Below are 22,393 nucleotides of genomic sequence, written 5' to 3' on the forward strand. Positions count from 1 at the left end.
CGCAGGCCAGCAGCATCTCTCGCATCAGACAGACCGGGCAACAACAAAGCATCGGCGTTACCAACAAGACGAATCATCCATATCGGAGGAAGACATGCTGTCGCTAGAGAACAAACACCGCTCGGGCCTGCGCCCGCTCGCCGCCGCCCTGACCGCGCTTGCGTTGGCCGTTGGCTTCAGTGCCGCGCACGCCGCCGACGACGCGCTGCCGAAAATCCCGAACAAGAAGCCACTGAAGGTCGGCTTTGCGCAGACGGAGAGCAATAACCCGTGGCGGCTCGCCGAGACAAAGAGTTTCAAGGACGTGGCGTCGAAGTGCGGCTGGCAGATGGTGATGACCGACGCCAACAGTTCGGCGGCCAAACAGGTGTCCGACATTCAGAGCATGATCGCGCAGCACGTCGACCTGCTCGTGTTCCCGCCGCGTGAGGAGAAGCCGCTCGCGCCGGTCGTCTTGCAGGCGAAGAAGGCCGGCATTCCGGTGATTCTGGTGGACCGCAACATCGATCAGTCGATGGCGAAGGCCGGGCGCGATTACATCACGTTCATCGGCTCCGATTTCATCGATCAAGGCCACCGCGCCGCCGACTGGCTCGTGAAGGCGACCAACGGCAAAGCCACGATCATTGAACTCGAAGGCTCGACCGGCGCCTCCGCCGCGAACGACCGCAAGAAGGGCTTCGACGAAGTCATCGCGAAGAACCCGGGCATGAAGATCGTTGCGTCGCAAAGCGGCGACTTCGCGCGCGACAAGGGGCGACAGGTCATGGAGACGCTGTTGCAGGCGCATCCCGACGTGACCGCCGTCTACGCGCACAACGACGAAATGGCGCTCGGCGCGATCGCCGCGATCAAGGCGGCGGGCAAGCAGCCGGGCAAGGACATCGTGCTCGTGACCATCGACGGCACCAAGGGCGGCCTCGAAGCGATCAAGGCCGGCGAACTGGGCGCAAGCGTGCAGTCGAGCCCGTTCTTCGGACCGCTTGCATGCGATGTCGCGCAGAAGTACGCGAAGGGCGAGACCATCCCGCCGTGGGTCAAGGTTTCGGATCGCTTCTACGACAAGAGTAACGTCGACGCGAGCATGCAGTACGGCTATTGAGCGAAGCAGAATCCGCTGGTTTCGCGGGCGCCTTCGGGCGCTCGCTTTTTCAAAGGACGGATAGCGCCGCATGCCTACTGCTCCCCTACTCGACATGCAGGACATCGACATTGCCTTCGGCGGCGTGGCGGCGTTGAAGCACGCACGCCTGACCGTGGCGGCCGGCGAAGTGCACGCGCTCATCGGCCAGAACGGCGCGGGCAAGTCGACACTCATCAAGATTCTGACGGGCGCGTATCGCAAGAGCGCGGGAACGATCCGCTTCGACGGACGCGACGTCGATTTCCGCACGCCGAAGGAAGCGCGCGAAGCGGGCATCAGCACGATCTATCAGGAGATCAATCTCGTGCCCTTCCGCTCGGTGGCCGAGAACATCTTTCTTGGCCGCGAGCCGCGCCGCTTCGGTCTGATCGACTGGAAAACGGTGCAGCGGCGCGCGAGCGAACTGCTCGAATCGTTCGGACTGCATATCGACGTGAAGAAGCCCGTGCGCGATTATTCGACCGCGATTCAGCAGATGGTCGCACTTGCGCGAGCCGTCTCGTCCGACGCGAAGATGGTCATCATGGACGAATCGACGTCATCGCTCGACGAGCGCGAAGTCGAGTTGCTCTTCACCGTCGTGCGCCGGTTGCGCGACGACGGGCGTGCAGTGATCTTCGTATCGCATCGGCTGGACGAACTCTATGCGCTCTGCGACCGCGTCACCGTGATGCGCGATGGACAGACGGTCGCCGAAAGCACGATGCACGAGATGGACAAGCTCAAGCTCGTGACGACGATGCTCGGCCGCACGCTCGCCGCCGTCGTGCACGAGGACAGCGCGGTCAAGGAAGAGAATCTCGCGAAGCGCGGCGCGGTGGCGCTGAGCGCGCAGTCGCTCGCGGCGGGCGCGAAAGTCACGAACGTATCGCTCGACGTGCATGCGGGCGAAGCGGTGGGTCTCGCAGGCTTGCTTGGCTCGGGCCGCACGGAAACCATGCGTCTTCTGTTCGGCGCGGACCGTCCTGCGCGCGGATCGCTCACGGTGAGCGGCGAGAGCGCCGCGTTCCGGTCGCCGAAGGACGCGATCACCCGCGGCATCGCGTATCTCACCGAAGACCGCAAGGCCGAAGGCATCGTGCCGGAGCTGTCCGTGCGCGACAACCTCACGCTCGTCTGCCTGCCCGCGCTGACCAAGCGCGGCGTGGTCGATGTCGCGAAGCAGCGCGAGATCGTGGATGGCTTCATCGCGTCGCTCGGCATCAAGCTGCGTTCGCCGGACCAGCCGATACGCGAACTCTCGGGCGGCAATCAGCAAAAGGTGCTGCTCGCGCGCTGGCTCGCGACGAATCCGCGTCTTCTGCTGCTCGACGAACCCACGCGCGGCATCGACGTGGGCGCGAAAGCGGATGTCGCGAAGATCGTGCGCGAACTGCGCGATGCGGGCATGGCCGTGTTGTTGTCGGCGTCCGAACTGGAAGAGCTCACTGCCGTGGCCGACCGCGCAGTCGTCATACGCGACGGCGAAACAGTAGCAGAACTAAACGGTTCGCAGATGAACGAGGCGTCAATCATGGATGCGATCGCATACGGGTCCGGTGAAACATCGGCGCTCGCGCAAGCGACGGCCGCGCAAGGAAACGACTCATGATCGACAAGACGCAACCTGCACCGCAACCGGCAGCGCCGCTCGCCGCCGACGCGCAGACTGCGCCCGCGAAGAAGCGGCGCGGCATCGCGATTCAGCGCGAGGTCGTCGTGCTCATCGCGATGATTCTGTTCAACCTGATCTTCACGGAGCATTTCTGGTCGCTTCAGACCTTCAACGTCAATCTCACGCAGGTGGTGACGATCGTGATCGTCGGCATCGGCATGACGCTCGTCGTGGCGACGGGTGGCATCGACTTGTCCGTGGGCGCGTCGATGGCCATTGCCGGTGCGCTTGCGCCGATGCTCTTCATGAACATCGAGGGGCCGCTCGGCATCCTGCTCGCTTTCACGCTGCCCGTGCTCGCCGCCGCGTTGTGCGGCGTGTTCAACGGACTGCTCGTCACGCGGCTTCGTGTGCAGCCCATCGTCGCGACGCTCGTGCTCTTCATCGCGGGACGCGGCATCGCGCAGGTCGTCACGGATGGCAGCCTGCAGGCGTTCAACAATCCCGCGTTTCAGTGGATCGCGCTCGGCAAGGTCGCGGGCGTGCCGTTCCAGATTCTGCTGATGCTCGCGCTGGTCGCCGTCTTCACGTGGATCGTGCGCAAGACGCTCTTCGGCAAGTACCTGCTCGTGACGGGCGGCAACGAGGACGCCGCGTATCTCTCGGGCATTCCGACGGCGCGCGTGAAGCTGATCGCGTACACCGCGTGCGCGGCGCTCGCGGGTCTCGCCGGGCTCATTTCGATCTCCGTGAATTCGTCGTCGGATGCGAACGTCGTGGGCCTCGGCGTCGAACTCGATGCCATCGCGGCCGTCGCGGTGGGCGGCACCGCGCTCACGGGCGGCAAGGCGTACATCACAGGCACGCTGATCGGCGCGCTCATCATCCAGCTATTGCGGTACACGCTGCTCGCGCACGGCATTCCGGACGCCGCCGCGCTCGTGCTGAAGGCCGCGATCATCATCGCCGCCGTCTACGTGCAGCGCCGCCGGGGCTCATGACATGAAGAAGAACCTTCCTATCCTCATCGCGCTGGTGGCGCTGCTCGTGCTGGGCGTCGTGCGCTACGAGCACTTCGCGTCGGCCTACAACGTCACGTCGTTCTGGCGATACAACTCGATGTTCGCGCTCATCTCCATCGGCATGGCGTTCGTCATCATCACGGGCGGGATCGATCTGTCGGTGGGCGCGGTGGCGGCGCTCGCAAGCGCGGTCGCCGCGCTCGCGAGTCCGCATGGCGGCGTGGCCGGCGTGCTCGCCGGCTCCTTAGCAGGGCTGGCGGTGGGCGTGCTGAACGGTCTCGTCATCACGCATATGCGGATTCTGCCCTTCATCGTCACGCTCGCGACGAGCCTCGGCGCGCACGGCCTCGCGCTGCTGCTCGGCCATAACGACGCCGTCGCCATTGCGTCGGACACGAATTTCGCCGCCTTCGGACAAGGCGATCTGTTCGGCCTGCCGATTCCCGGCATCGTGTCGCTCGTGGCGGCGGTGCTCGGCTGGATCGCGCTGCGCAGCTCGCGCTTCGGGCGCCATGCGCTGGCTATCGGCGGCAGCGAGGAGGCATCGCGGCTGATGGGCCTGAACGTCGATCGCACGCTCGTCGCGGTCTATGCGCTGAGCGGGCTGCTGGCGGGCATCGCGGGCGCGATTCTCGCGGCGCAATTCGGCGCGGGGCAGCCCAACGAAGGCGTCGGCTGGGAGCTGTTCGCGATCTCGGCCGTCGTGCTCGGCGGCACGCGGCTGACGGGCGGCGAAGGCTCCATCGCGATGACGATTGCAGGCGTCGCGCTGCTCGGGCTCGTCTTCAATCTGCTGAACTTCGAGAACGGGCTCGGCTATATCAGTCTGTCGGCTTACTGGCAGTCGGTGATTCGCGGGCTCTTTCTGCTGCTCGTGATCGTGTTGCAGGCGCGCGTGCTGAACCGGCGCGTCGTGGCGACGAAAGTCACGCATTGAGGTTCTCGTACTGGGGCGCAACCTTACATGCCGCCACTGGCACCGCAGGCGAAGGTTCTCGCGACGACGCTCTGAGGCGATCTCCGCGAGCGCGGCATCGTCGTCGATACGGCGCTGCCGGGACTCGAGGAAGATTGGTGACGCCGCGTACGAATCGGCGGCGGGGCGTCAGTTCGTCTTCGCGCGCTCCCCCGGCGACGCGCCACCCGCACCGTCGCCGCCTTCCGCTGCCAGCCGCAGATACGCCGCCGCGAGCCGGCGCAATTCCTCTTCGCTCGCATCCTCGATGCCGATCAGATGATTGCTTGCCGCGCGATGCGTCGCGAGCAGTTCATTGAGCTTCAGATGCAGCGCGACGCTGTCCTTGTTCTGGCTCTGCTGGATCAGAAACACCATCAGAAACGTGATGATGGTCGTGCCGGTATTGATAACCAGTTGCCAGCCGTCCGAGTAGTGGAAGATCGGGCCGGTCACGACCCACGCGACGATGCTCGCCACCGCCAGCCCAAAGGCGAACGGCGAGCCCGCCCAGCGCGTGACGAGGCTCGCGAAACTGTCGAACGCGCGCATCAACGGATGCGATTTGGCATAGGCCGGGCTGGACGTATCGGGAATGGTCTCGATCTGGTCAGTCGAGGTTCGATGTTTGCTTTCCATGCTTTCCTCCCTTCGTGTCAACAGGGCGCGAAGCAAGATTCGTTCCTTGCAGAAGCGTTTCGACTGACCCGGCCCAACGGCATCACGCGGAGGGGTTGCGCCGGGCAACCAGCGTTTCGACGCTTGTCTGAACGCCCGGACGCGGCTGCGCTCTCGGCATCGCGAGCGCGGTGTTCAGGGCGTTTTTCGCGGCTTCGTCGTCCGGCCTCACGAATAAAGCCTGCCGCAGCGCCGCCTCCGCTTCCTGCGCACGGCCGAATGTGAGCAGCACGAACCCAAGACCGCGGCTCGCTTCGAAGAAGACAGGACGCAACTCCAGGGCCTTGCGGAATTCCGCTTCGGCGCCTGGCATGTCATAGCGGCGATGCGCGACGTTGCCCAGACCGCAGTGCGCTTCCGCCGATTGCGGATTGATGGCGAGCGCCCGGTTGAACGACGCGTCGGCCTCGGTGAGCCGGCCTGCCGCGCACAAAATATCGCCCATGGAAAGATGACCATCGATCACGCCCGGCGCCAGATCGATGCCGCGCCGGCACGCTGTTTCCGCTTCGGGCAAGCGGTTCCGCATGAAGAGCGTCTGACCGAGCCCGATATGCGCCTGCGCGAAATCCGGCTGCGCCGCAATTGCCTCCGAAAAAGCATTCGCGGCGTCGTCGAGGCGTTGCTGTGCCTGAAACGTACAGCCGAGCGTGAACCTGGCCATCGCGAAATCCGGACGCAGCGCCAGCGCCTTCGTCAAGGTCGCCTGACTCTCTTCGATACGGCCCTGATCGAATGCGACGAGCGCAAAATTGACGAGGATCTCGGGCGACTCGGGCTGCAGCGCGAGCGCCTGCCGAAACATCTGCTCGGCTTCCGGAAGACGGCCCAAGAGGCGCAGCACGAGGCCCAGATTATTGGCTGTCGCGGCTGACTCCGGATGAAGGGCAAGCTGTTGCCGAAGAATGGCCTCGCGTTCGGTCAGGCTTATTTCATTCCAATTGATAGGTTCGTTCATGAGCGTTTTTATGCAACAGAGTTGAATGCGGCGGATTGCCTTGTCGATAATGCTGATTAAGCGTCCGCGAATATGAAACGAAAATGGGCACTGTGCCGATTCATGGCGGACGCTAATGCCTCAGCCGATGAGACGCGACGACTGCGCCCCGCGATAGCCGCCTTGAGCGCGCGTGCCGTGATTTCTTTGAAAAGCGATTTGATCGACGCGTCGAAGCCGCGTTTCGCACATTGGCCGATTCGCGGAGAAAAGAACGATAACGGATTCGATTGAGTATAGTGCAAAAAAATATGTCGAATTAGAAAGCAGGCCGCAAATCACGGCGCGAAAAACACTACTGAATTACTCCCGCGAGCGTCACACCGCCACCTGCTGTCACGAACCTTGCTAAAGCCCCCTGCGAGCGCGCACGCCGAAACAGTCGGGGACCGTTTCCATGCGAGAATCCCGGAGCCATTCCGGGCGCGCGTTTCAATCAGCGTCATCCCAAAGACATACCGTTCAACCATGCCGCTTGATCGAGAGACAAAGCGAGGAGACTCAGCGTCGATGACTCCCGAGAATCTGAACCCGGACCCGAGCGCCAGCAGCCTCGACCCAAGCTTTCTGCTCGGCGGCGGGGAAATGGGCGCGCTGATCCGGAGCTTCGACTGGACGCGGACCTCGCTCGGCGCCCCGGAGAACTGGCCGCAGAGCCTGAAGACGGCCATTCGGATCATGCTGACATCGCGCCAGCCGATCTGGATCGGCTGGGGCCACGAGCTTTTGTTCTTTTATAACGACGCGTACCGGTCGATCATCGGCGGCAAGCATCCGCAGGCGCTCGGACAGCCGGCTTCGGTCGTGTGGCGCGAAATCTGGAACGATATCGGACCGCTCCTCGACACGGCGCTGGCGGGCGTCGAAGGCACGTTCGTCGAGCAGAAGCTGCTGATCATGGAGCGCAACGGTTTCCCGGAAGAAACCTACTACACGTTCTCCTACAGCCCGATTCCGGACGACCGGGGCAGCGCGGGCGGCATCATCTGCGCGAACAGCGACGACACGCAGCGCGTGCTCGGCGAACGGCAACTGACCGTGCTGCGCGAACTGGCGACTTCCGCCGCCGACGCGCGCACCTGGCGCGAGGCCAGCGAACGCTCCATGAACGCGCTGAAAAGCGCGCCGCGCGACCTGCCCTTCGCGCTGCTCTACGCGGTGGAGCCGGGCAACGAGACGGCGACGCTCGTCGGCGCATGCGGCATCGCGCCGGGGCATCCCGCCGCGCCCGCGACCTTGCACGCCGGCAGGGACGACCCTTGGCCGTTCCAGCACGCGCTGCGCGCGAACCGCGCGGTCCTCGTGACGAACCTGCATCAGCACGTCGGTGCTTCGTTGCCGACGGGCGCATGGAAGGCCGCGCCCACGACCGCCGTCATGCTTCCCATCGCCCCGACCGGCGAGACCGGCCACGCGGGCGTGCTGATCGCGGCGCTCAATCCGTATCGCCTGTTCGACGACGGTTATCGCACGTTCATGAACCTCGTCGCCGGGCAGATCAGCGCCGCGATCGGCTACGCCCACGCCTACGACGAGGAACGCCGCCGCGCCGAGGCGCTCGCGCAAATCGATCGCGCGAAGACGACGTTCTTCTCCAACATCAGCCACGAGTTCAGGACGCCGCTCACGCTGATGCTCGGCCCGCTCGAAGAAATGCTCGCGGACCGCAGCCGCGTCCCGCCCGAGGACATGCGGCTCGTCGAGATCATGCATCGCAACGGCATGCGGCTGCTCACGCTCGTCAACGCGCTGCTCGACTTCTCGCGCATCGAGGCGGGGCGCATCGAGATTCATCGCAAGCGCACGGACATTGCCGCGTTCACGGCCGAACTGGCGTCGCTGTTTCGTTCGGCGATCGAAAGCGCCGGGCTCACGCTGCGCACCGATATCCCCGACACGCCGGTGCTTGCCGACATCGACCGCGACATGTGGGAAAAGGTCGTGATGAACCTGCTGTCGAACGCGTTCAAGTTCACGTTGGCGGGCAGTATCGAGGTCGCGCTGCGCGTGAACAGCGACGGCTGGATCGAAGCGAGCGTGTGCGATACGGGTATCGGCATTGCCGAGCACGAGCAGGCGCGCGTCTTCGAGCGGTTTCATCGCGTGGCGGGCGCGACGGGCCGCTCGGTGGAAGGCAGCGGAATCGGACTCGCGATGGTCCAGGAACTCGTCAAGCTGCACGGCGGAAGCATCCGCGTGACGAGCGGCCTCGGCGAAGGCACCTGCTTCACGGTGACGCTGCCCGCCGCGCACGAAGACGCAGCCTCGCGCGCCGACGCCCCGCGCGCCGAAGCCAGCAGCCGCGCGCGCTCCTTCGTCGATGCCGCGTTGCGCTGGACGCCGGATGCGCACACCGCCGCCGACGCCACCGCGCTCAACGCCGCCGATCTCGATTCGCCGCTCGCCGACGCAGCCGAGGCGTCGGCGCCATCGGACGCGCTGGCGGGCCGCGTGCTGGTCGTCGACGACAACGCTGATCTGCGCGAATACATGCGCCGCCTGCTTGCCGCCGCGGGCCACGACGTGAGCGTCGCCGCCGACGGTCAGGCCGGGCTCGACGCGGCGGTCGCGCTGCGGCCGGAAGTCATCGTTTCCGACGTGATGATGCCGCGCCTCGACGGCTTCGGGCTGCTGCGCGCGCTGCGCGACGACGAAGCCCTGCGCGAAACGCCGGTCGTGCTGCTGTCGGCGCGCGCGGGCGAAGAAGCGCGCGTCGGCGGCCTCGAAGCCGGCGCGGACGACTATCTGACCAAGCCCTTCTCGGCGCGAGAACTGCTGGCGCGCGTGGCGAGCAACCTGCGGCTCTCGCGCCTGCGCCGCGAAACGGAGCAGCGCCTGCGCGAAGAGTCGCGCGTGCTCGAAGTACTGAACCGCGTCGGCACGACGGTGGCCGCCGAACTCGATCTCTCGCGCGTGGTGCAGGTCGTGACCGACGCGGCCACGGAGCTGACCGCCGCCGCCTTCGGTTCGTTCTTCTACAACGTGCTCGACGACGAAGGCGGCAGCTACACGCTGTACGCGCTCTCCGGCGCGCCGAAGGAGAGCTTCGCGAAGTTTCCGATGCCGCGCAACACCGCCGTTTTCGGGCCGACGTTCGCCGGCCACGGCATCATGCGCTCCGACGACATCACGAAAGACCCGCGCTACGGCCACAACTCGCCGCATTTCGGCATGCCGAAGGGCCATCTTCCTGTGCGCAGCTATCTCGCCGCGCCGGTCGTCTCGCGCACGGGCGAAGTGCTCGGCGGCCTGTTCTTCGGTCATCCCGAGTTGGGCGTGTTCACCGACCGCGCCGAGCGCATCGCGAAGGGCATCGCGGCGCAGGCGGCCATCGCCATCGACAACGCGCGGCTCTTTCAGGCCGCGCAAAACGAGATCGCCGAGCGCGCCAAGGCGCAGTCCGCGCTGCGCGATCTCAACGAAACGCTGGAGCGCCGCGTGACGGAAGTCGTGGCGGACCGCGACCGGCTGTGGGAACTGAGCGAAGACCTGTTCGTGATCGCGAGCTTCGATGGCGCGCTGTTGCGCGTGAGTCCGTCATGGTCGTCGGTGCTCGGCATCGATAGCGAGCGGCTGCATGCGCGCACGATGCTCGACCTCGTGCATCCCGACGACCGCGCCGGCGTCGCCCTTGAACTGGACAAGCTGCGCGCGAGCGGCGCGCCCGTGCGCTACGAGGGCCGCCTCGGGCGCATCGACGGCGCCTGGCGCTGGATCGCGTGGACGCTGTCGCTCGATCCGCGCACGCGGCGCATTCATGGCGTGGGCCGCGACGTGACCGCGGACCGCGAAACCGCCGACGCGCTGCGGCACGCGGAAGAAGCGTTGCGCATGGCACAGAAGATGGAAGCCATCGGCAAGCTGACGGGCGGCGTCGCGCACGACTTCAACAACCTGCTGCAAGTGATTGGCGGCAATCTGCAACTGCTCGCGAAAGACGTCGCGGGACAGGACAAGCCCGAGCAGCGCGTGAAAAGCGCGCTCGCGGGCGTGGCGCGCGGCGCGAATCTGGCTTCGCAACTGCTCGCGTTCGGGCGGCGCCAGCCGCTCGCGCCGAAGGTCGTGAATCTCGGCCGCTTCGTGCGCGGTCTGGACGACATGTTCCGGCGCGCGCTCGGCGACGGCATCGAAGTGGAAACCATCGTCTCCGGCGGGCTGTGGAACACGCTCGTCGATCCTTTTCAGGTCGAGAACGCGCTGCTCAATCTCGCGATCAACGCACGCGACGCCATGAACGGCCACGGCAAGCTGACCATCGAGGCCGGCAACGCATCGCTCGACGAAACCTACGCCATGCGCAACGCCGACGTGACGCCCGGCCAGTACGTGATGGTCGCCGTCACGGATACCGGCTCGGGCATGTCGCCGGAAGTGCAGGAACGCGCGTTCGAGCCGTTTTTCACGACCAAGCGCGAAGGGCAAGGCACGGGCCTCGGCCTGTCGATGGTGTACGGCTTCGTCAAGCAATCGGGCGGGCACGTGAAGGTGTACAGTGAGGAAGGCCACGGCACGACGGTCCGCATCTATTTGCCCCGCGCGCGGCAGGAAGAAGACCTCGAAACGAACGTCGATGCCGGACCGGCGAAAGGCGGCAGCGAAACCATTCTGGTGGTCGAGGACGACGAGGAAGTGCGCGCGACCGTCGTCGATCTGCTCGCGGATCTGGGGTATCGCGTGCTGCGCGCGAAGGATGCGCAGAGCGCGCTCGCGATTGTCGAAAGCGGCGTGCCGATCGACCTGCTCTTCACGGATGTCGTGATGCCCGGCCCGCTGCGCAGCACGGAGCTGGCGCGCAAGGCCCGCGAGCGCGTGCCGGGCATCGCGGTGCTGTTCACTTCGGGTTATACGGATAACGCGATCGTCCACGCCGGGCGGCTGGATGAAGGCATCGACCTGTTGAGCAAGCCGTACACGCACGAGGCGCTTGCCCGCAAGATTCGCCATGTGCTCGGGCAGCGCGCGCGCGACATCGCGCCGGCCACTACGGATGCCGTCGATGTCGCCGATGCTGGCTCAGCCGAACCGATCGACGACGCGTCGCCGCTGCGCGTGCTGTTCGTCGAAGACAACGAGATGGTACGCACGAGCAGCGCCGAGCTGCTGCGCACGATGGGCCTCGAACTCATCGAAGCGTCGAGCGTCGAAGAAGCCCGCGCGCGCCTGAGCGAGCATCGCTTCGACGTGCTGCTGACCGACGTCGATCTGGCGGGCGAATCCGGCGTCGAGCTGGCGCGAGCGGCGGCGCGTCGGACACCGGGCTTAGGCGTCGTGTTCGTCACGGGCTATGACCTCGAACTGAGCGACGACGAGCGGCAGGCGCTGCCGCATGCGATCCGGCTGCGCAAGCCGTATGATCCGCTCGCGTTGATGGAGGCGCTGCGCGCGGCGTCGGTGCGCTGAGCTACTCGGCTTCGCGTTTTCCTGGGCCGCACGCTTGGCGACGCCCGCCATCGCGCTGACGTGCGCGACGCGCACCGCGCCCGCCGAAAGCCGCACGAAGCCGAGAAACGCGGGCCGCGCCGGTGCGCCGGTGCGCCCTGCTACGGCTGCTAACCCGCGCGTCGGGCGCGCACGCCCGCGGCGAGCAACTCCAGCACCGGCTCGGTTTGCGTCCAGCCGAGGCAGGCATCCGTGATCGAGACGCCGTGCTTGAGCGGCACGCCCGGCTTCAGGTCCTGCCGCCCTTCTTCCAGATGACTCTCGATCATCACGCCCGTGATGCGCTTCTCGCCCGCCGACAGTTGACGCGCGATGTCCTCGGCGACATCCACCTGACGCAGATGCGACTTGTTCGAATTCGCGTGCGAGCAGTCGATCATCACCTGTTCGCGCTGCCCGAGCGCGGCGAGCGCGGCGCAACTCGCGGCCACGCTGTCGGCGTCGTAATTCGGGCCGTTCTTGCCGCCGCGCAGAATCAGATGGCAGTCGTCGTTGCCGCGCGTCTCGAAGATTGCCGCCATGCCCATCTTCGTCATGCCCATGAACGCATGGCTCGCGCGCGCCGCGACGATGGCGTCCGCCGCGACCTGAACGCCGCCGTCGGTGCCGTTCTTGAAGCCGATCGGACACGACAACCCCGAAGCCAGCTGCCGATGGCTCTGGCTTTCCGTCGTGCGCGCGCCGATCGCGCCCCACGCGATGAGATCCGCGATGTACTGCGGACTCAGCAGATCGAGAAACTCGGTCGCGGTCGGCAAGCCGAGGCTGCTCACGTCCAGCAGAAGTTCACGCGCCCGGCGCAGGCCCTCGTTGATGCGAAAGCTGCCGTCCAGACGCGGATCGTTGATATAGCCTTTCCAGCCGACCGTCGTGCGCGGCTTCTCGAAGTACACGCGCATGACGATGAACAGGTCGTCGGAGAGGCGCTCGGCCACGGTCTTGAGACGCCGCGCGTAGTCCATCGCCTGAGCGTGATCGTGAATGGAGCACGGGCCGACGACGACCACGAGCCGGTCATCGCGGCCATGCAGAATCTTGGCAATCGCGGCGCGGCTCGCCTCGACGAGCGTCTGCACGCCGGGCGTGACCGGCAGTTCGTCGAGCAGAAGCGCGGGCGAGATCAGCGGACGGACGGCGCCGATGCGCGTGTCGTCGATGCGGGTCGTGTCTTGCGTGGAGTCGGCCACGCCGGCCTCCTGATCGCGGGCGGGATTGTCGATGCGGCTCAATGTAGGCTCCGTCATGCGTTATCGATGCGTAAAAAGGCTGTGGAATGCGCGGTTCGTGCGCGAATGCGGTCTTCCGTTGCGAACTTCGATTATCGCATTGATGACGACGCACGCGAACGCACGCGGGAATCGGTGCGTATGATGGTGTTTCATCAAGGGAGAACACCATGCGAATCGAAACGTCGTTTCTCTTCGACCTCGACGGCACGCTCGTCGACAGCGTGTACCAGCACGTGCTGGCATGGAAAGAGGCGCTGGATGCGGAAGGCATCGAGCTGTCGGTGTGGCGCATTCATCGCAAGATCGGCATGAGCGGCGGGCTTTTCACGAACCAGTTGCTGCGCGAGACGCACGGCGAAATCAGCGCGGATCGCGTCGAGCGTTTGCGGCGACTGCATGCCGAGGCGTATCAGCGGCTGCGCGCGCAGGTCTGCCCGCTGCCCGGCGCGCGCGAACTGCTGGCCGCGCTGACCGAAGCGGGCACCCGCTGGGCAATCGCGACGAGCGGACGCATGGAGACCGCTGCGGTCAATCTCGAGGCGCTCGGCGTCGATGCGTCGAAGCAGGTCGTCGTCACCCGCGACGACGTGAAATACGCGAAGCCCGATCCCGATCTCTTCATCGCCGCGGCCAAGCGCCTGAACGTGCCGGTCGAACATACGGTGGTCGTCGGCGACAGCATCTGGGACATGCTCGCGGCGCGCCGCTGCCGCGCGCTCGGCGTCGGTCTGCTCTCGGGCGGCTATGGCAGCGACGAACTGGAACGCGCGGGCGCGTTGCGCGTCTACGAAGACCCGGCGGATCTGCTCGCGCATCTCGACGAAGTGGCCGCGCGGCCGTAAGCACAGCCGCGTCATCAGAAGCCCGCCACAGCCGTGCGAGAATCTTGCGGCTACAGGACGGTCTTGCCATGCCCTCTTCGATTCGCAACTCGCTCGTCTGGATCTTCGACGCCTTCGAGCGCGACGCCACGTATATCCGCAAACGCATGTTCGGATGCGACGCCGCCTATATCGACGGCATGCTGTGTCTCGTCGCGGCGGACCGCGAGAAGCCGTGGAATGGCTTGCTCGTGTGCACGTCCCAGGAACGGCACGCCGCGCTCGTCGACGCGATCCCCGCGCTCGAGCCGCATCCGGTGCTCGGCAAATGGCTTTACGTGGCGCAGGCGCATCCGGACTTCGAAGCCGTCGCGGAACAACTAACGGCACTCGTCCTTGCGCGCGATCCGCGCATCGGCGTGGAGCCGAAGCCGCGCAAGCCGCGCCTCGCTCGGCTCCGCGCGTGACATCGCCTTCCGACTAACATGACCACTTCCATCGCCGCACGGAGCGGCCACCTTCCGCTTGCGAGCATCGGCTGCATTCTCGCGTCGATGTTCTGCTTCGCCATCGTCGATGCGCTCGCGAAGGTCGTCGCGCTCCAGTATCCCGCCAACGAAGTGACGTTCTTTCGCATGCTGTTCGGTCTCATGCCCGCCTTCGCGATGTGCTGCACCGGCTCGCGGTCTCTCGGCGATCGCATCAGAAAGCTCGACCTCAAAGGCCAGACCGTGCGCGCGCTGACGCTGCTCGGCGCGTCGGCGTTCTTCTTCGCGGGACTGCCGTATATTCCGCTTGCCGAGGCGGTCGCGATCGCCTATTCGGAGACGTTGCTCGTGGTCGTGCTGGCGCCCGTGCTGCTTCGCGAAAAGATGACCGCGCGTGACGCATGCGCCGCGTTCGCGGGCTTCGTCGGCGTGCTGCTCGTGGTCCGGCCGGGCGGCGGCGAGTCGAGCTGGCTCGGGCCGCTGCTTCTGCTGTGCTGCGCGCTGTTCGGCGCGCTGTCGCTCATTCAGATCAAGCGCATTCGCGCCACGGACGATTCGCGCACCACGGTCTTTTTCTTCTCGGCGGTCGGCACGGTCGTGACCGCCTGCACGCTCGCGTTCAGCTGGAAGACGCCCACGCTGCAAGCCCTCGTCATCATGGCGCTGATCGGCGTGTTCGCCACCGCCGGGCAACTGCTCTGCACGGTCGCGTATCGCCGCGCGGACGCGGGCGCGCTTGCGCCGTTCAATTACACGAGCATCGCGTGGGCCACGTTGTTCGGCTATGCCGTGTGGGAAGAAGTCATCGCGCCGCTTTCGCTGACCGGCATCGCGTTGATCGTCGGCAGCGCGATCGTGGTGGCGTGGCAGCGCAAGTTGCCGGACGGCCCCAACGCATGAAGGGCATCGGAGAACAAGCGGCAAGCAGCAATAACGCTTAATAAAGGCAAATTCGCAACAGCGTCATATCGATCTGGCACGCTGCCTTTTTGCGCAGGTACACTGCGCAGCGCAGTTCCGTAGTTCTCCATGTGACCTGTGACGCGCGACGCCGGCAAACGATCGTTCGCCGCCCCGCCGTTCATGACTTCTTATCTGCGAGCTTCCGATGAAAACTGCCGTTAAAAAAACTCTCGTTCTGTTCGTGCTCGCGGCGTTCGCTGCGCCGACGCTGTCGTTCGCGGCGGCCCAATATCCGGACCACCATAAGCGCCCCGCTTACAGCAAGCACAAGCATCACAAACATCATAAGAAAGCGGCGGAGTAAGCGTCGAGCGTTGAACGAGACGGCCGCTGACGGGGTATCGTCAGCGGCCGCTGTCATTTTTCAACCGGCATCGCCCGAACTGATCACCGACTGCATGCTCGACAAGAGCTTGTGCAGATAGCGAAGAAGACCAATCACATCGCCGAACGCGATCAACCCTTCTTCCGCGCCTTCGCCCATCATGGGCTTGCCATCCAGCGTCTTGTCGATCACGAGACCGCCATACGCCGCATGCGGCACGTACTCGTTCTCGCCGATGCGAAAGCGGTTCCCGTTCACCGCCGCATCGCGCAGACGCATGAGGAACTGAACTTCGGGCGTGCGCGAACTGGACAGGCGATGCACGTCGAAGAAATCCGCCACCGCGAGAATCGCGTTCGTGCAGGGCACGTGCAGCGCGAAGGCCATGCGCTCGCGCGCGTCGTCGAAGGACGGCCACGCGGGCAGGTCGGCGGATGGGTCGTGCTTCATCGGCATGCCGTCTTCGCTATGCGTATGCGCTTCCGGGTGAGCATGCCGATGCGCGAGCAGCCGCGCGACCGCGCTTAAGTCCGGCGCGCGTTCGCCGTCATCGATCCAGTCGGCGAGCAGGCCGGCGTGTGTATAAAGCGTCAGCAATTGGGCGTCGATGAACGCAACGCCGAGCCTGCAAGGGTCATGATGTGCCAGATCGGGCATGGTCGTCTCCGGTTTTTACGCTGCGACGACGCAAGATCCGCACCCGCGCGCGGCGCCTAGAACAGGTTACGCAGCCCGACCGATACGCCCGTCTGGTTCGACCTGCCCGGCAGTTCGACCACGCCCGCGCCCGTGACCTTGTTGAAGTCCACGGTGCCATAGACTTCCGTGCGCTTGGAAAGCGCGTATTCCGCGAGCGCGACGCCCGTGTAGCGATTGCCGCTGCCCGTCGCGCCGCCGCCGATGGCCGCGTTCTTCATGTGGTCGTAGTAGAACGCGCCCGTGAGCAGCAGCGCGGGCGTGACCTGCCACGTCACGCCGCCGAACGGGCCGTCGTCGCGGCGGCCCGAGCCCTTGAGAATATCGACGCCCGCGACGAGATTGCGCTGCGCGAGCACGCTATCGACGAAGCCGGTGTCATCCGTCGAATGCAGATAGCCGACGTACACCTTCGCCGGCCCGATGGCATAGACCACGTTCGCGTTCCAGATCTTCTGCTTGTTGCTCGCGTTGTCGCTGTTCTGCTGATAACCGCCGTCGATGGATAACGGCCCGACGGTGTACGACGCCGTGAAGCCGTACATATTGCCTGCGCCCATATGGCCCGGCACCTGACCCGAGAAGCCGCCGGCGCCGGTCGACGCGTAGTTCGTGCCGAACGAATACATCGCGCCGAGCGTGAGCCCCCCGAACGTGCCGGTGTACTTCACGGCGTTGTCCGCATAGAGACCCGCGCCGAGCGCCACGGGCAGCCACGCGTTCTCGAAGTAATTGCCGACGGTGAGCGGGTCGTAGACGTCGCCGAGCATGTCGAAGAGCGGCGTCTTCTGACGGCCGAGCGTCAGCGCGCCGTACTGATTCGCGAGGCCCACGTAGGCCGCGCGATTGAACTGGCGCTGGCTGTCGGAGTACTGGCCGTTTTGCAGTTCCACGCCGCTTTCCAGCCGGAAGACGGCCTTCAGGCCGCCGCCGAGTTCTTCGGTGCCCTTCAGGCCGAACCGGCTATTGGTGACCGCGCCGTTCGTCATGAACAGCTTGCCGTCGTTATTGGCATTGGCGTTCGTGAGATAGCGCACGCTGACGTCGGCGACGCCGTACAGCGTGACCGAGCTTTGCGCGAACGCGGACTGGCAGGCCAATGCAATGGCCGATGCGGCGAACGCGGTCGCCACACGCGAGGGATTCGTCTTCATGAGTGTCTTCTGCGTAAATTTCTATCGATGTGATGCGCCCGTTCGCGCGAGCTTCGACGCACAGTCGGAGCACGCCCCGAAAAGCACGCGGACTTTTATCACACCAGATATCGCAGTGCACGGATTGCGGCAAGCGAGCGCGCTCCGTGTGGTGTTTTGCGCAACACGCGCAGCGGGCTCAGGCTCGCACGGGATGGGTCGTGCCAGATGGCGCGGCATCGAGAAAGCCTTCGCCCATTTCCTGCTCGAAGCGCACGGGACTGCCTTCCCACACGATGCGCGCATGCTCCAGCACATACACGCGGTCCGCGTGCGGTAGCGCGAACGTCACGTTCTGCTCGCCGAGCAGCACGGTGATGGGCGTGGTCTTTTGCAGCTTGTCGAGCGCCTTCGAAAGCTGCTCGAGGATCACGGGCGCAAGGCCGAGCGTCGGTTCATCGAGGATCAGGAGCCGGGGCTGCATCATCAGCGCCCTCGCGATGGCGAGCATCTGCTGCTCGCCGCCTGACAGCGTGCGCGCGGTTTGCGACTGCCGCGATTCGAGAATCGGAAAGAGCTCGAAGAGCCATGCGAGTTGCTCGGCGCGCGCCGTGTTCGAGAGATGATAGCCGCCGAGATCGAGGTTTTCGCGCACGGTCATGTCGCCGAAAAGCTCGCGCGTTTCCGGACATTGCACGATGCCCGCACGCGCGATGGCCGCGCCGCTCATGCCCTTGAGATTTTCTCCGCCGAAGCGGATGGTCCCGTGCGATGGCACGAGGCCGCAGATCGCGTTGAAAAGCGTGGTCTTGCCCGCGCCGTTCAGGCCGACCACCGACACGAACTCGCCTTCGCGCACATGAAGACTCACGCCGTCGAGCGCGCGCGCTTTCCCATACAGCACGCCGACGTCCTCGACTTCGAGAATGGGCGCCTTCGTGTTCGATACCTCGACGGTGCGCTCACGCGCCTCGATCTTGCCGCCGAGATACACGCGCCGCACCGTCTCGTTGCGCATGACGTCGGCGGCGGAGCCTTCGGCGACGTACTCGCCGAGATACATGGCGAGCACGCGATCCGCGAGCGCCGCGAGGCTCTTCACGTTGTGATCGACGAGCAGCACCGCGCGCCCTTCCGCGCGAAAGCCGCGAATCAGCTCGGAAAACGCCTGCGATTCCGCTTGCGTGAGACCGGCGAACGGTTCATCGACGAGCACGACTTTCGGATCGCGCGCAATCGCCTTCGCCATTTCCATGCGGCGTAGATCAGCGAACGGCAGCGTCGCCGGATGACGATGCATCACGGCGCCAAGGCCGACGCGCTCGGCGATTTCACGCGCGCGGGTATTCACGTGCGGATCGGCGGCGAGCTTCAGAAGCGAATCGGGCAATAGCGCCAGTTTGATGTGCTCCAGCACCGTCTGACGATGCAGCGGCCGCGAATGCTGGAACACGATACCGACGCCCGCACGCGCGATGCGATGCGGCAGCCATCCGGCCATCTCGACGCCGCCGACTTTCACCGATCCCGCATTCGGACGCTCGATGCCCATGATGAGCTTCATCACCGTCGACTTGCCCGATCCGTTCGGCCCGATGAGTCCAAGTATCTCGCCGGGACGGATGTCGAAGCCGATGTCCTTCACCGCGACCAGTCCGCCGAAGCGTTTGGTCAGCCCGCGCACGGAAAGCAAAGGCGTGTCGTTCATTCGCGCTCCCTCACGCGCAGCAGGTTGCCGAGCAGTCCGTCCGGAAAGAACAGGATGACCGCGAGCGCCACGGCCGCGACCACGAACGTATTGATCTGCCCGAGCGGGCGCAGGAACTCGCCCGCGACGATCAGAAAGACGGAGCCGAGCACCGCGCCCAGTATCGTGCGCCGGCCGCCCAGCACCGCCGCGATGATGATTTGCACGCCCACGCCGAGATCGACCACCGTGCTCACCGAAGCCGTGCCTTGATAGAACACGAGCATCGCGCCCGCGACGCCCGAAAACACCGCGCTGATGCAGAAGGCCGCGAGCTTGTGCTTCGTCACGTTGAAGCCGAGCGCCTGCGCGCCCACGGTGTCCTGTCCGCTCGCCTGCAAGATCAGGCCGATTGCCGAGCGCGACAGACCGAAGAGCAGAATCGCGCAGACGATGAGGAACGCGAGCGCGATCCAGTAGTTGTGGTTCGCATCGACGGACATGACATCGGGCACCATCATGCCGATTTCGCCGCCCGTCAGACCGGCGAAGATCACGATGGCGTTCTGCAACAGCAACACGGCCACCAGCGTGACGAGCCCGAAATAAGGACCGCGCAGGCGCAGCGCGGGCACCGCGAGCAGCAGCCCGCCTATCAATGCGACGACGCCGCCCGCGATCACGCACACGGGTATTGGCGCGCTCCAGTGCGCGTTGAGCATCGCGGCGGAATAGGCGCCGAGGCCGATCAGAAACGTCGGTCCGAAATTGACTTCGCCGGCGAAGCCGAAGAGCAGATCCCACGACATCGCGAAGACGCCGAAGTAATAGGCCACCGTCAGCACGCCGAGAATGTAGCCCGACAGCCACCACGGCAATGTCATCGCGATGACGGCGAGCAGCACGGCGGCCCACAGCACGCGCGAACGGAACAGGCGATTGACGTTGTTCATGTTCGTGCTCCGGCTAACGCCGCCCGAGGAAGCCTTGCGGCCGGACATAGACGACGAGCACCAGCAGCAGCAACGCGGGCAACGGCCGCAGCGTCGGCGCGATCAGATACGCGGTGACCGTTTCCAGATAACCCACGACATACGCCGCCATGAGCGAGCCGGACACGCTGCCGAGCCCGCCCAGCACGACGATGGAAAACGCGCTCGCCGTGAGCTGCCCCGTGTTGTTCGTGCTCACGCCGAGAAACGACGCGAGCAGCACGCCCGCGATGCCCGCCAGCACGCCGTAAATGGTCCACGCAAGCAGATAGATGCGCGACAGTTCGAAGCCGAGCAGCGTGAGCCCGCGCGGATTCATCGACGCGGCGAGGAGCGCCTTGCCCGAGCGCGTGCGATTGACGAAGAGCCACAACAGGCCGATCACGACCCAGCACACCACCGCGATCATGATCTCGTTGTAGGGCACCCGCACGCCCGCGATGCTCAGCACGCCGCCGATGAGCGGGCGCATGGTGACGGGGTTGTCGGTGAAGAGATAGGCCATGCCCTGCTGGATCATGATGCCCCAGAGCAGCGTGCCGGTGAGCACGAAGATTTCCTTCTCTTCGCGCGGAATGGCGGCGGAACGCTGAATGGGCCGCACCACCATCAGATACGTGATGTAAGCGGCGATCATCCCGCATATCACGCCGAGCAAGGTGCCGAGATACGTGCCCAAGCCCGCCTCGCCCGCGAGCATCCAGCCCATCAACGCGGCGACGAGCATCACGCCGCCATGCGCGAGATTCAGCACGCCGGACACGCCGAAGATGAGCGTGAAGCCGATTGCGCCGAGCGCATACAGCGAGCTGATGGCGAAACCGTCGATGAGAATCTGCAGTGGCAGCATATCCGGCCTTCGATGTAAACATGCGTATCGATGCGGGCGCTCTTCGCTCAAGAAGCGCCCGCGCCATCAAGCATTCGGCAACGCGCTACTTTGCCGCCTGCTGCACCTTGATGAAAGCCGGGAACTTGACCTTCCCGTTCGCGACGGACGCCGGCCAGATCGCCACCTGCTTGCCGTCCTGCCATTGCAGATTGATGCCGGTGATATAGCCCGGGCCGTACTTCAGCGCATGCGTGAACTGATCGTTCTTGCCGTAGAACTGCCAGCGTCCGATGGTGCCCACGTAGTCCGTCTTTTCAAGCGCATCGACCATCTTGTCGGGATCGGTGGAACCCTGATTCCGATGGATCGCATCCGCGAGGATATAAACGAGGTCGTAGCTGGTGAAGCCGTCATACGCAGGCGAGACGCCGAACTTCTTCTGATACGCATCGACGAACGGCACCGTCTTCGGCGTCACCGCGACGCCCGGCGCCGCCGCCGATGCGGTGATCACGCCTTCGGTCGCGCCGTTGGTGTCCTTCCAGAAACTCGTCGTCGTGGCTTGCGAGCTTTGGCCCGTCATCGGAATAGGCACTTGCTGGTCGTGCCATTGCACGGTCGGCTGCACGCCCACGTGGCTGATGCCCGTCGTGATCGTATCGGGATGCTTCGCCTCGATCTGATTGAAGATGGGCGTGAAGTCCGACGTATCCGGATTGAAGCGGATGTGGTCCAGCACCTGAAGCCCGGCTTTGGGCAGGCATTCCAGATAGCGTTCGTCGAGCGGCTTGGTCCACGCGGCGTCCTCGCTCATCACGACAGTCGTCTTCATCTTGAACTGGCCGACGAGGATGTCGTGCGAGAAGTCACAGATGGATTGCGCGATGAATGCGGAAGTCATCCAGCCGTGGAACGTGTACTTGTAGTGGTCGTAGTCGTCGTGGACGTGCTTCGATATGTCGTTGCTCGCCGCGCCCGGCGTGATGAACGGCATCTTCAGGCGCGCGGACCACGGCTCCATGGCAAGCGCGACTTCGCTGATATAGCTGCCGATGATCGCGACCACTTTGTCCTGATTCGCCGCGCGCTGAAAGGCGCGCACGCCGTCGGATGCGGAAGAGTGATCGTCGTAGGCAACGATCTCGATCTTGCGGCCATCCACGCCGCCGTGCGCGTTGATCTCGTCGGCGGCCATCTGCGCGGACTTGCTGATCGACGCCCCCGCCACCGACGATTCCTCGCTGATCACGCCGATCTTGAGCGGCTCCCCCGCCGCATGAGCCGTGGCGATAAAGCCCAGGCCCGTCATCATGGCGCCCGTCGCCATGAAGCCATGCAGTCGCCATGTCTTGCACCTGGACATCTCTCGTCTCCTTGTCGGCCAGAGGCGGCGCTCGA

General features: G+C 65.1%; 18 protein-coding genes. 9 read left to right on the forward strand and 9 right to left on the reverse strand.

Going from position 1 to position 22,393, the window contains the following annotated elements:
* The first annotated feature begins 94 nt into the window (after nt 1-94).
* The 4 genes from GV035_RS06945 (at nt 95) to GV035_RS06960 (ending at nt 4,697) form a co-directional block, all read left to right on the forward strand.
* On the forward strand, nt 95-1,102 hold the full coding sequence (locus tag GV035_RS06945; RefSeq protein WP_159834233.1) for an ABC transporter substrate-binding protein: 1,008 nt from the start codon (nt 95-97) through the stop codon (nt 1,100-1,102).
* Between the two features lie 70 nt (nt 1,103-1,172).
* Nucleotides 1,173-2,735, forward strand: a complete 1,563-nt coding sequence (locus GV035_RS06950) for a sugar ABC transporter ATP-binding protein (RefSeq protein ID WP_159834234.1) — start codon at nt 1,173-1,175, stop codon at nt 2,733-2,735.
* Nucleotides 2,732-3,739, forward strand: a complete 1,008-nt coding sequence (locus GV035_RS06955) for an ABC transporter permease (RefSeq protein ID WP_159834235.1) — start codon at nt 2,732-2,734, stop codon at nt 3,737-3,739. Before GV035_RS06950 ends, GV035_RS06955 begins: the two co-directional genes overlap by 4 nt.
* Nucleotide 3,740: 1 nt before the next feature.
* The gene (locus GV035_RS06960; protein WP_159834236.1) at nt 3,741-4,697 is read left to right on the forward strand and encodes an ABC transporter permease; all 957 of its coding nucleotides are present in this window, start codon (nt 3,741-3,743) and stop codon (nt 4,695-4,697) included.
* Nucleotides 4,698-4,865: 168 nt separating this feature from the next.
* Here the strand turns inward: GV035_RS06960 and GV035_RS06965 are convergent, their stop codons facing one another.
* The gene (locus GV035_RS06965) at nt 4,866-5,354 is read right to left on the reverse strand and encodes a low affinity iron permease family protein (RefSeq protein WP_159834237.1); all 489 of its coding nucleotides are present in this window, start codon (nt 5,352-5,354) and stop codon (nt 4,866-4,868) included.
* An 82-nt stretch (nt 5,355-5,436) separates the two neighbouring features.
* Nucleotides 5,437-6,351 (reverse strand): tetratricopeptide repeat protein, encoded by a 915-nt coding sequence (locus tag GV035_RS06970; RefSeq protein WP_159834238.1) that lies wholly within the window; start codon nt 6,349-6,351, stop codon nt 5,437-5,439.
* Nucleotides 6,352-6,900: 549 nt separating this feature from the next.
* Here GV035_RS06970 and GV035_RS06975 point away from each other — a divergent pair.
* Nucleotides 6,901-11,790 (forward strand): response regulator, encoded by a 4,890-nt coding sequence (locus GV035_RS06975; RefSeq protein ID WP_159834239.1) that lies wholly within the window; start codon nt 6,901-6,903, stop codon nt 11,788-11,790.
* A gap of 149 nt (nt 11,791-11,939) precedes the next feature.
* On the opposite strand, the gene GV035_RS06980 is transcribed toward GV035_RS06975, so the two are convergent.
* A complete protein-coding gene (locus GV035_RS06980; protein ID WP_159835008.1) occupies nt 11,940-13,058 on the reverse strand; it encodes a 3-deoxy-7-phosphoheptulonate synthase in 1,119 nt (372 codons plus the stop codon).
* 167 nt (nt 13,059-13,225) lie between these two features.
* Here GV035_RS06980 and GV035_RS06985 point away from each other — a divergent pair, with 167 nt between their 5' ends.
* The 4 genes from GV035_RS06985 to GV035_RS29365 all read left to right on the forward strand — a co-directional run bounded on the left by GV035_RS06985 (nt 13,226) and on the right by GV035_RS29365 (nt 15,634).
* Nucleotides 13,226-13,900 (forward strand): HAD family hydrolase, encoded by a 675-nt coding sequence (locus tag GV035_RS06985; RefSeq protein ID WP_159834240.1) that lies wholly within the window; start codon nt 13,226-13,228, stop codon nt 13,898-13,900.
* A gap of 68 nt (nt 13,901-13,968) precedes the next feature.
* Complete coding sequence (locus GV035_RS06990; protein ID WP_159834241.1) at nt 13,969-14,346, forward strand: hypothetical protein; 378 nt, start codon at nt 13,969-13,971, stop codon at nt 14,344-14,346.
* A gap of 18 nt (nt 14,347-14,364) precedes the next feature.
* Nucleotides 14,365-15,267 (forward strand): DMT family transporter, encoded by a 903-nt coding sequence (locus GV035_RS06995; RefSeq protein WP_159834242.1) that lies wholly within the window; start codon nt 14,365-14,367, stop codon nt 15,265-15,267.
* 208 nt (nt 15,268-15,475) lie between these two features.
* Complete coding sequence (locus GV035_RS29365) at nt 15,476-15,634, forward strand: hypothetical protein (protein WP_236572469.1); 159 nt, start codon at nt 15,476-15,478, stop codon at nt 15,632-15,634.
* Nucleotides 15,635-15,694: 60 nt separating this feature from the next.
* On the opposite strand, the gene GV035_RS07000 is transcribed toward GV035_RS29365, so the two are convergent.
* The 6 genes from GV035_RS07000 to GV035_RS07025 all read right to left on the reverse strand — a co-directional run bounded on the left by GV035_RS07000 (nt 15,695) and on the right by GV035_RS07025 (nt 22,358).
* Nucleotides 15,695-16,312: a hypothetical protein gene (locus tag GV035_RS07000; RefSeq protein ID WP_159834243.1), complete on the reverse strand. Its 618-nt coding sequence runs from the start codon at nt 16,310-16,312 to the stop codon at nt 15,695-15,697.
* A 56-nt stretch (nt 16,313-16,368) separates the two neighbouring features.
* Nucleotides 16,369-17,505 (reverse strand): porin, encoded by a 1,137-nt coding sequence (locus tag GV035_RS07005; RefSeq protein ID WP_159834244.1) that lies wholly within the window; start codon nt 17,503-17,505, stop codon nt 16,369-16,371.
* A 178-nt stretch (nt 17,506-17,683) separates the two neighbouring features.
* Nucleotides 17,684-19,192 (reverse strand): ATP-binding cassette domain-containing protein, encoded by a 1,509-nt coding sequence (locus GV035_RS07010; protein ID WP_159834245.1) that lies wholly within the window; start codon nt 19,190-19,192, stop codon nt 17,684-17,686.
* Nucleotides 19,189-20,124: a branched-chain amino acid ABC transporter permease gene (locus GV035_RS07015; protein ID WP_201303923.1), complete on the reverse strand. Its 936-nt coding sequence runs from the start codon at nt 20,122-20,124 to the stop codon at nt 19,189-19,191. The genes GV035_RS07010 and GV035_RS07015 overlap by 4 nt, the downstream gene beginning before the upstream one ends.
* A gap of 13 nt (nt 20,125-20,137) precedes the next feature.
* Complete coding sequence (locus GV035_RS07020) at nt 20,138-21,013, reverse strand: branched-chain amino acid ABC transporter permease (protein ID WP_159834246.1); 876 nt, start codon at nt 21,011-21,013, stop codon at nt 20,138-20,140.
* A gap of 85 nt (nt 21,014-21,098) precedes the next feature.
* Nucleotides 21,099-22,358 (reverse strand): ABC transporter substrate-binding protein, encoded by a 1,260-nt coding sequence (locus tag GV035_RS07025; RefSeq protein ID WP_159834247.1) that lies wholly within the window; start codon nt 22,356-22,358, stop codon nt 21,099-21,101.
* Between the last annotated feature and the right edge of the window lie 35 nt (nt 22,359-22,393).

Source organism: Burkholderia sp. 8Y, assembly GCF_902506145.1.
In the GTDB taxonomy this organism is placed as follows: domain Bacteria; phylum Pseudomonadota; class Gammaproteobacteria; order Burkholderiales; family Burkholderiaceae; genus Caballeronia.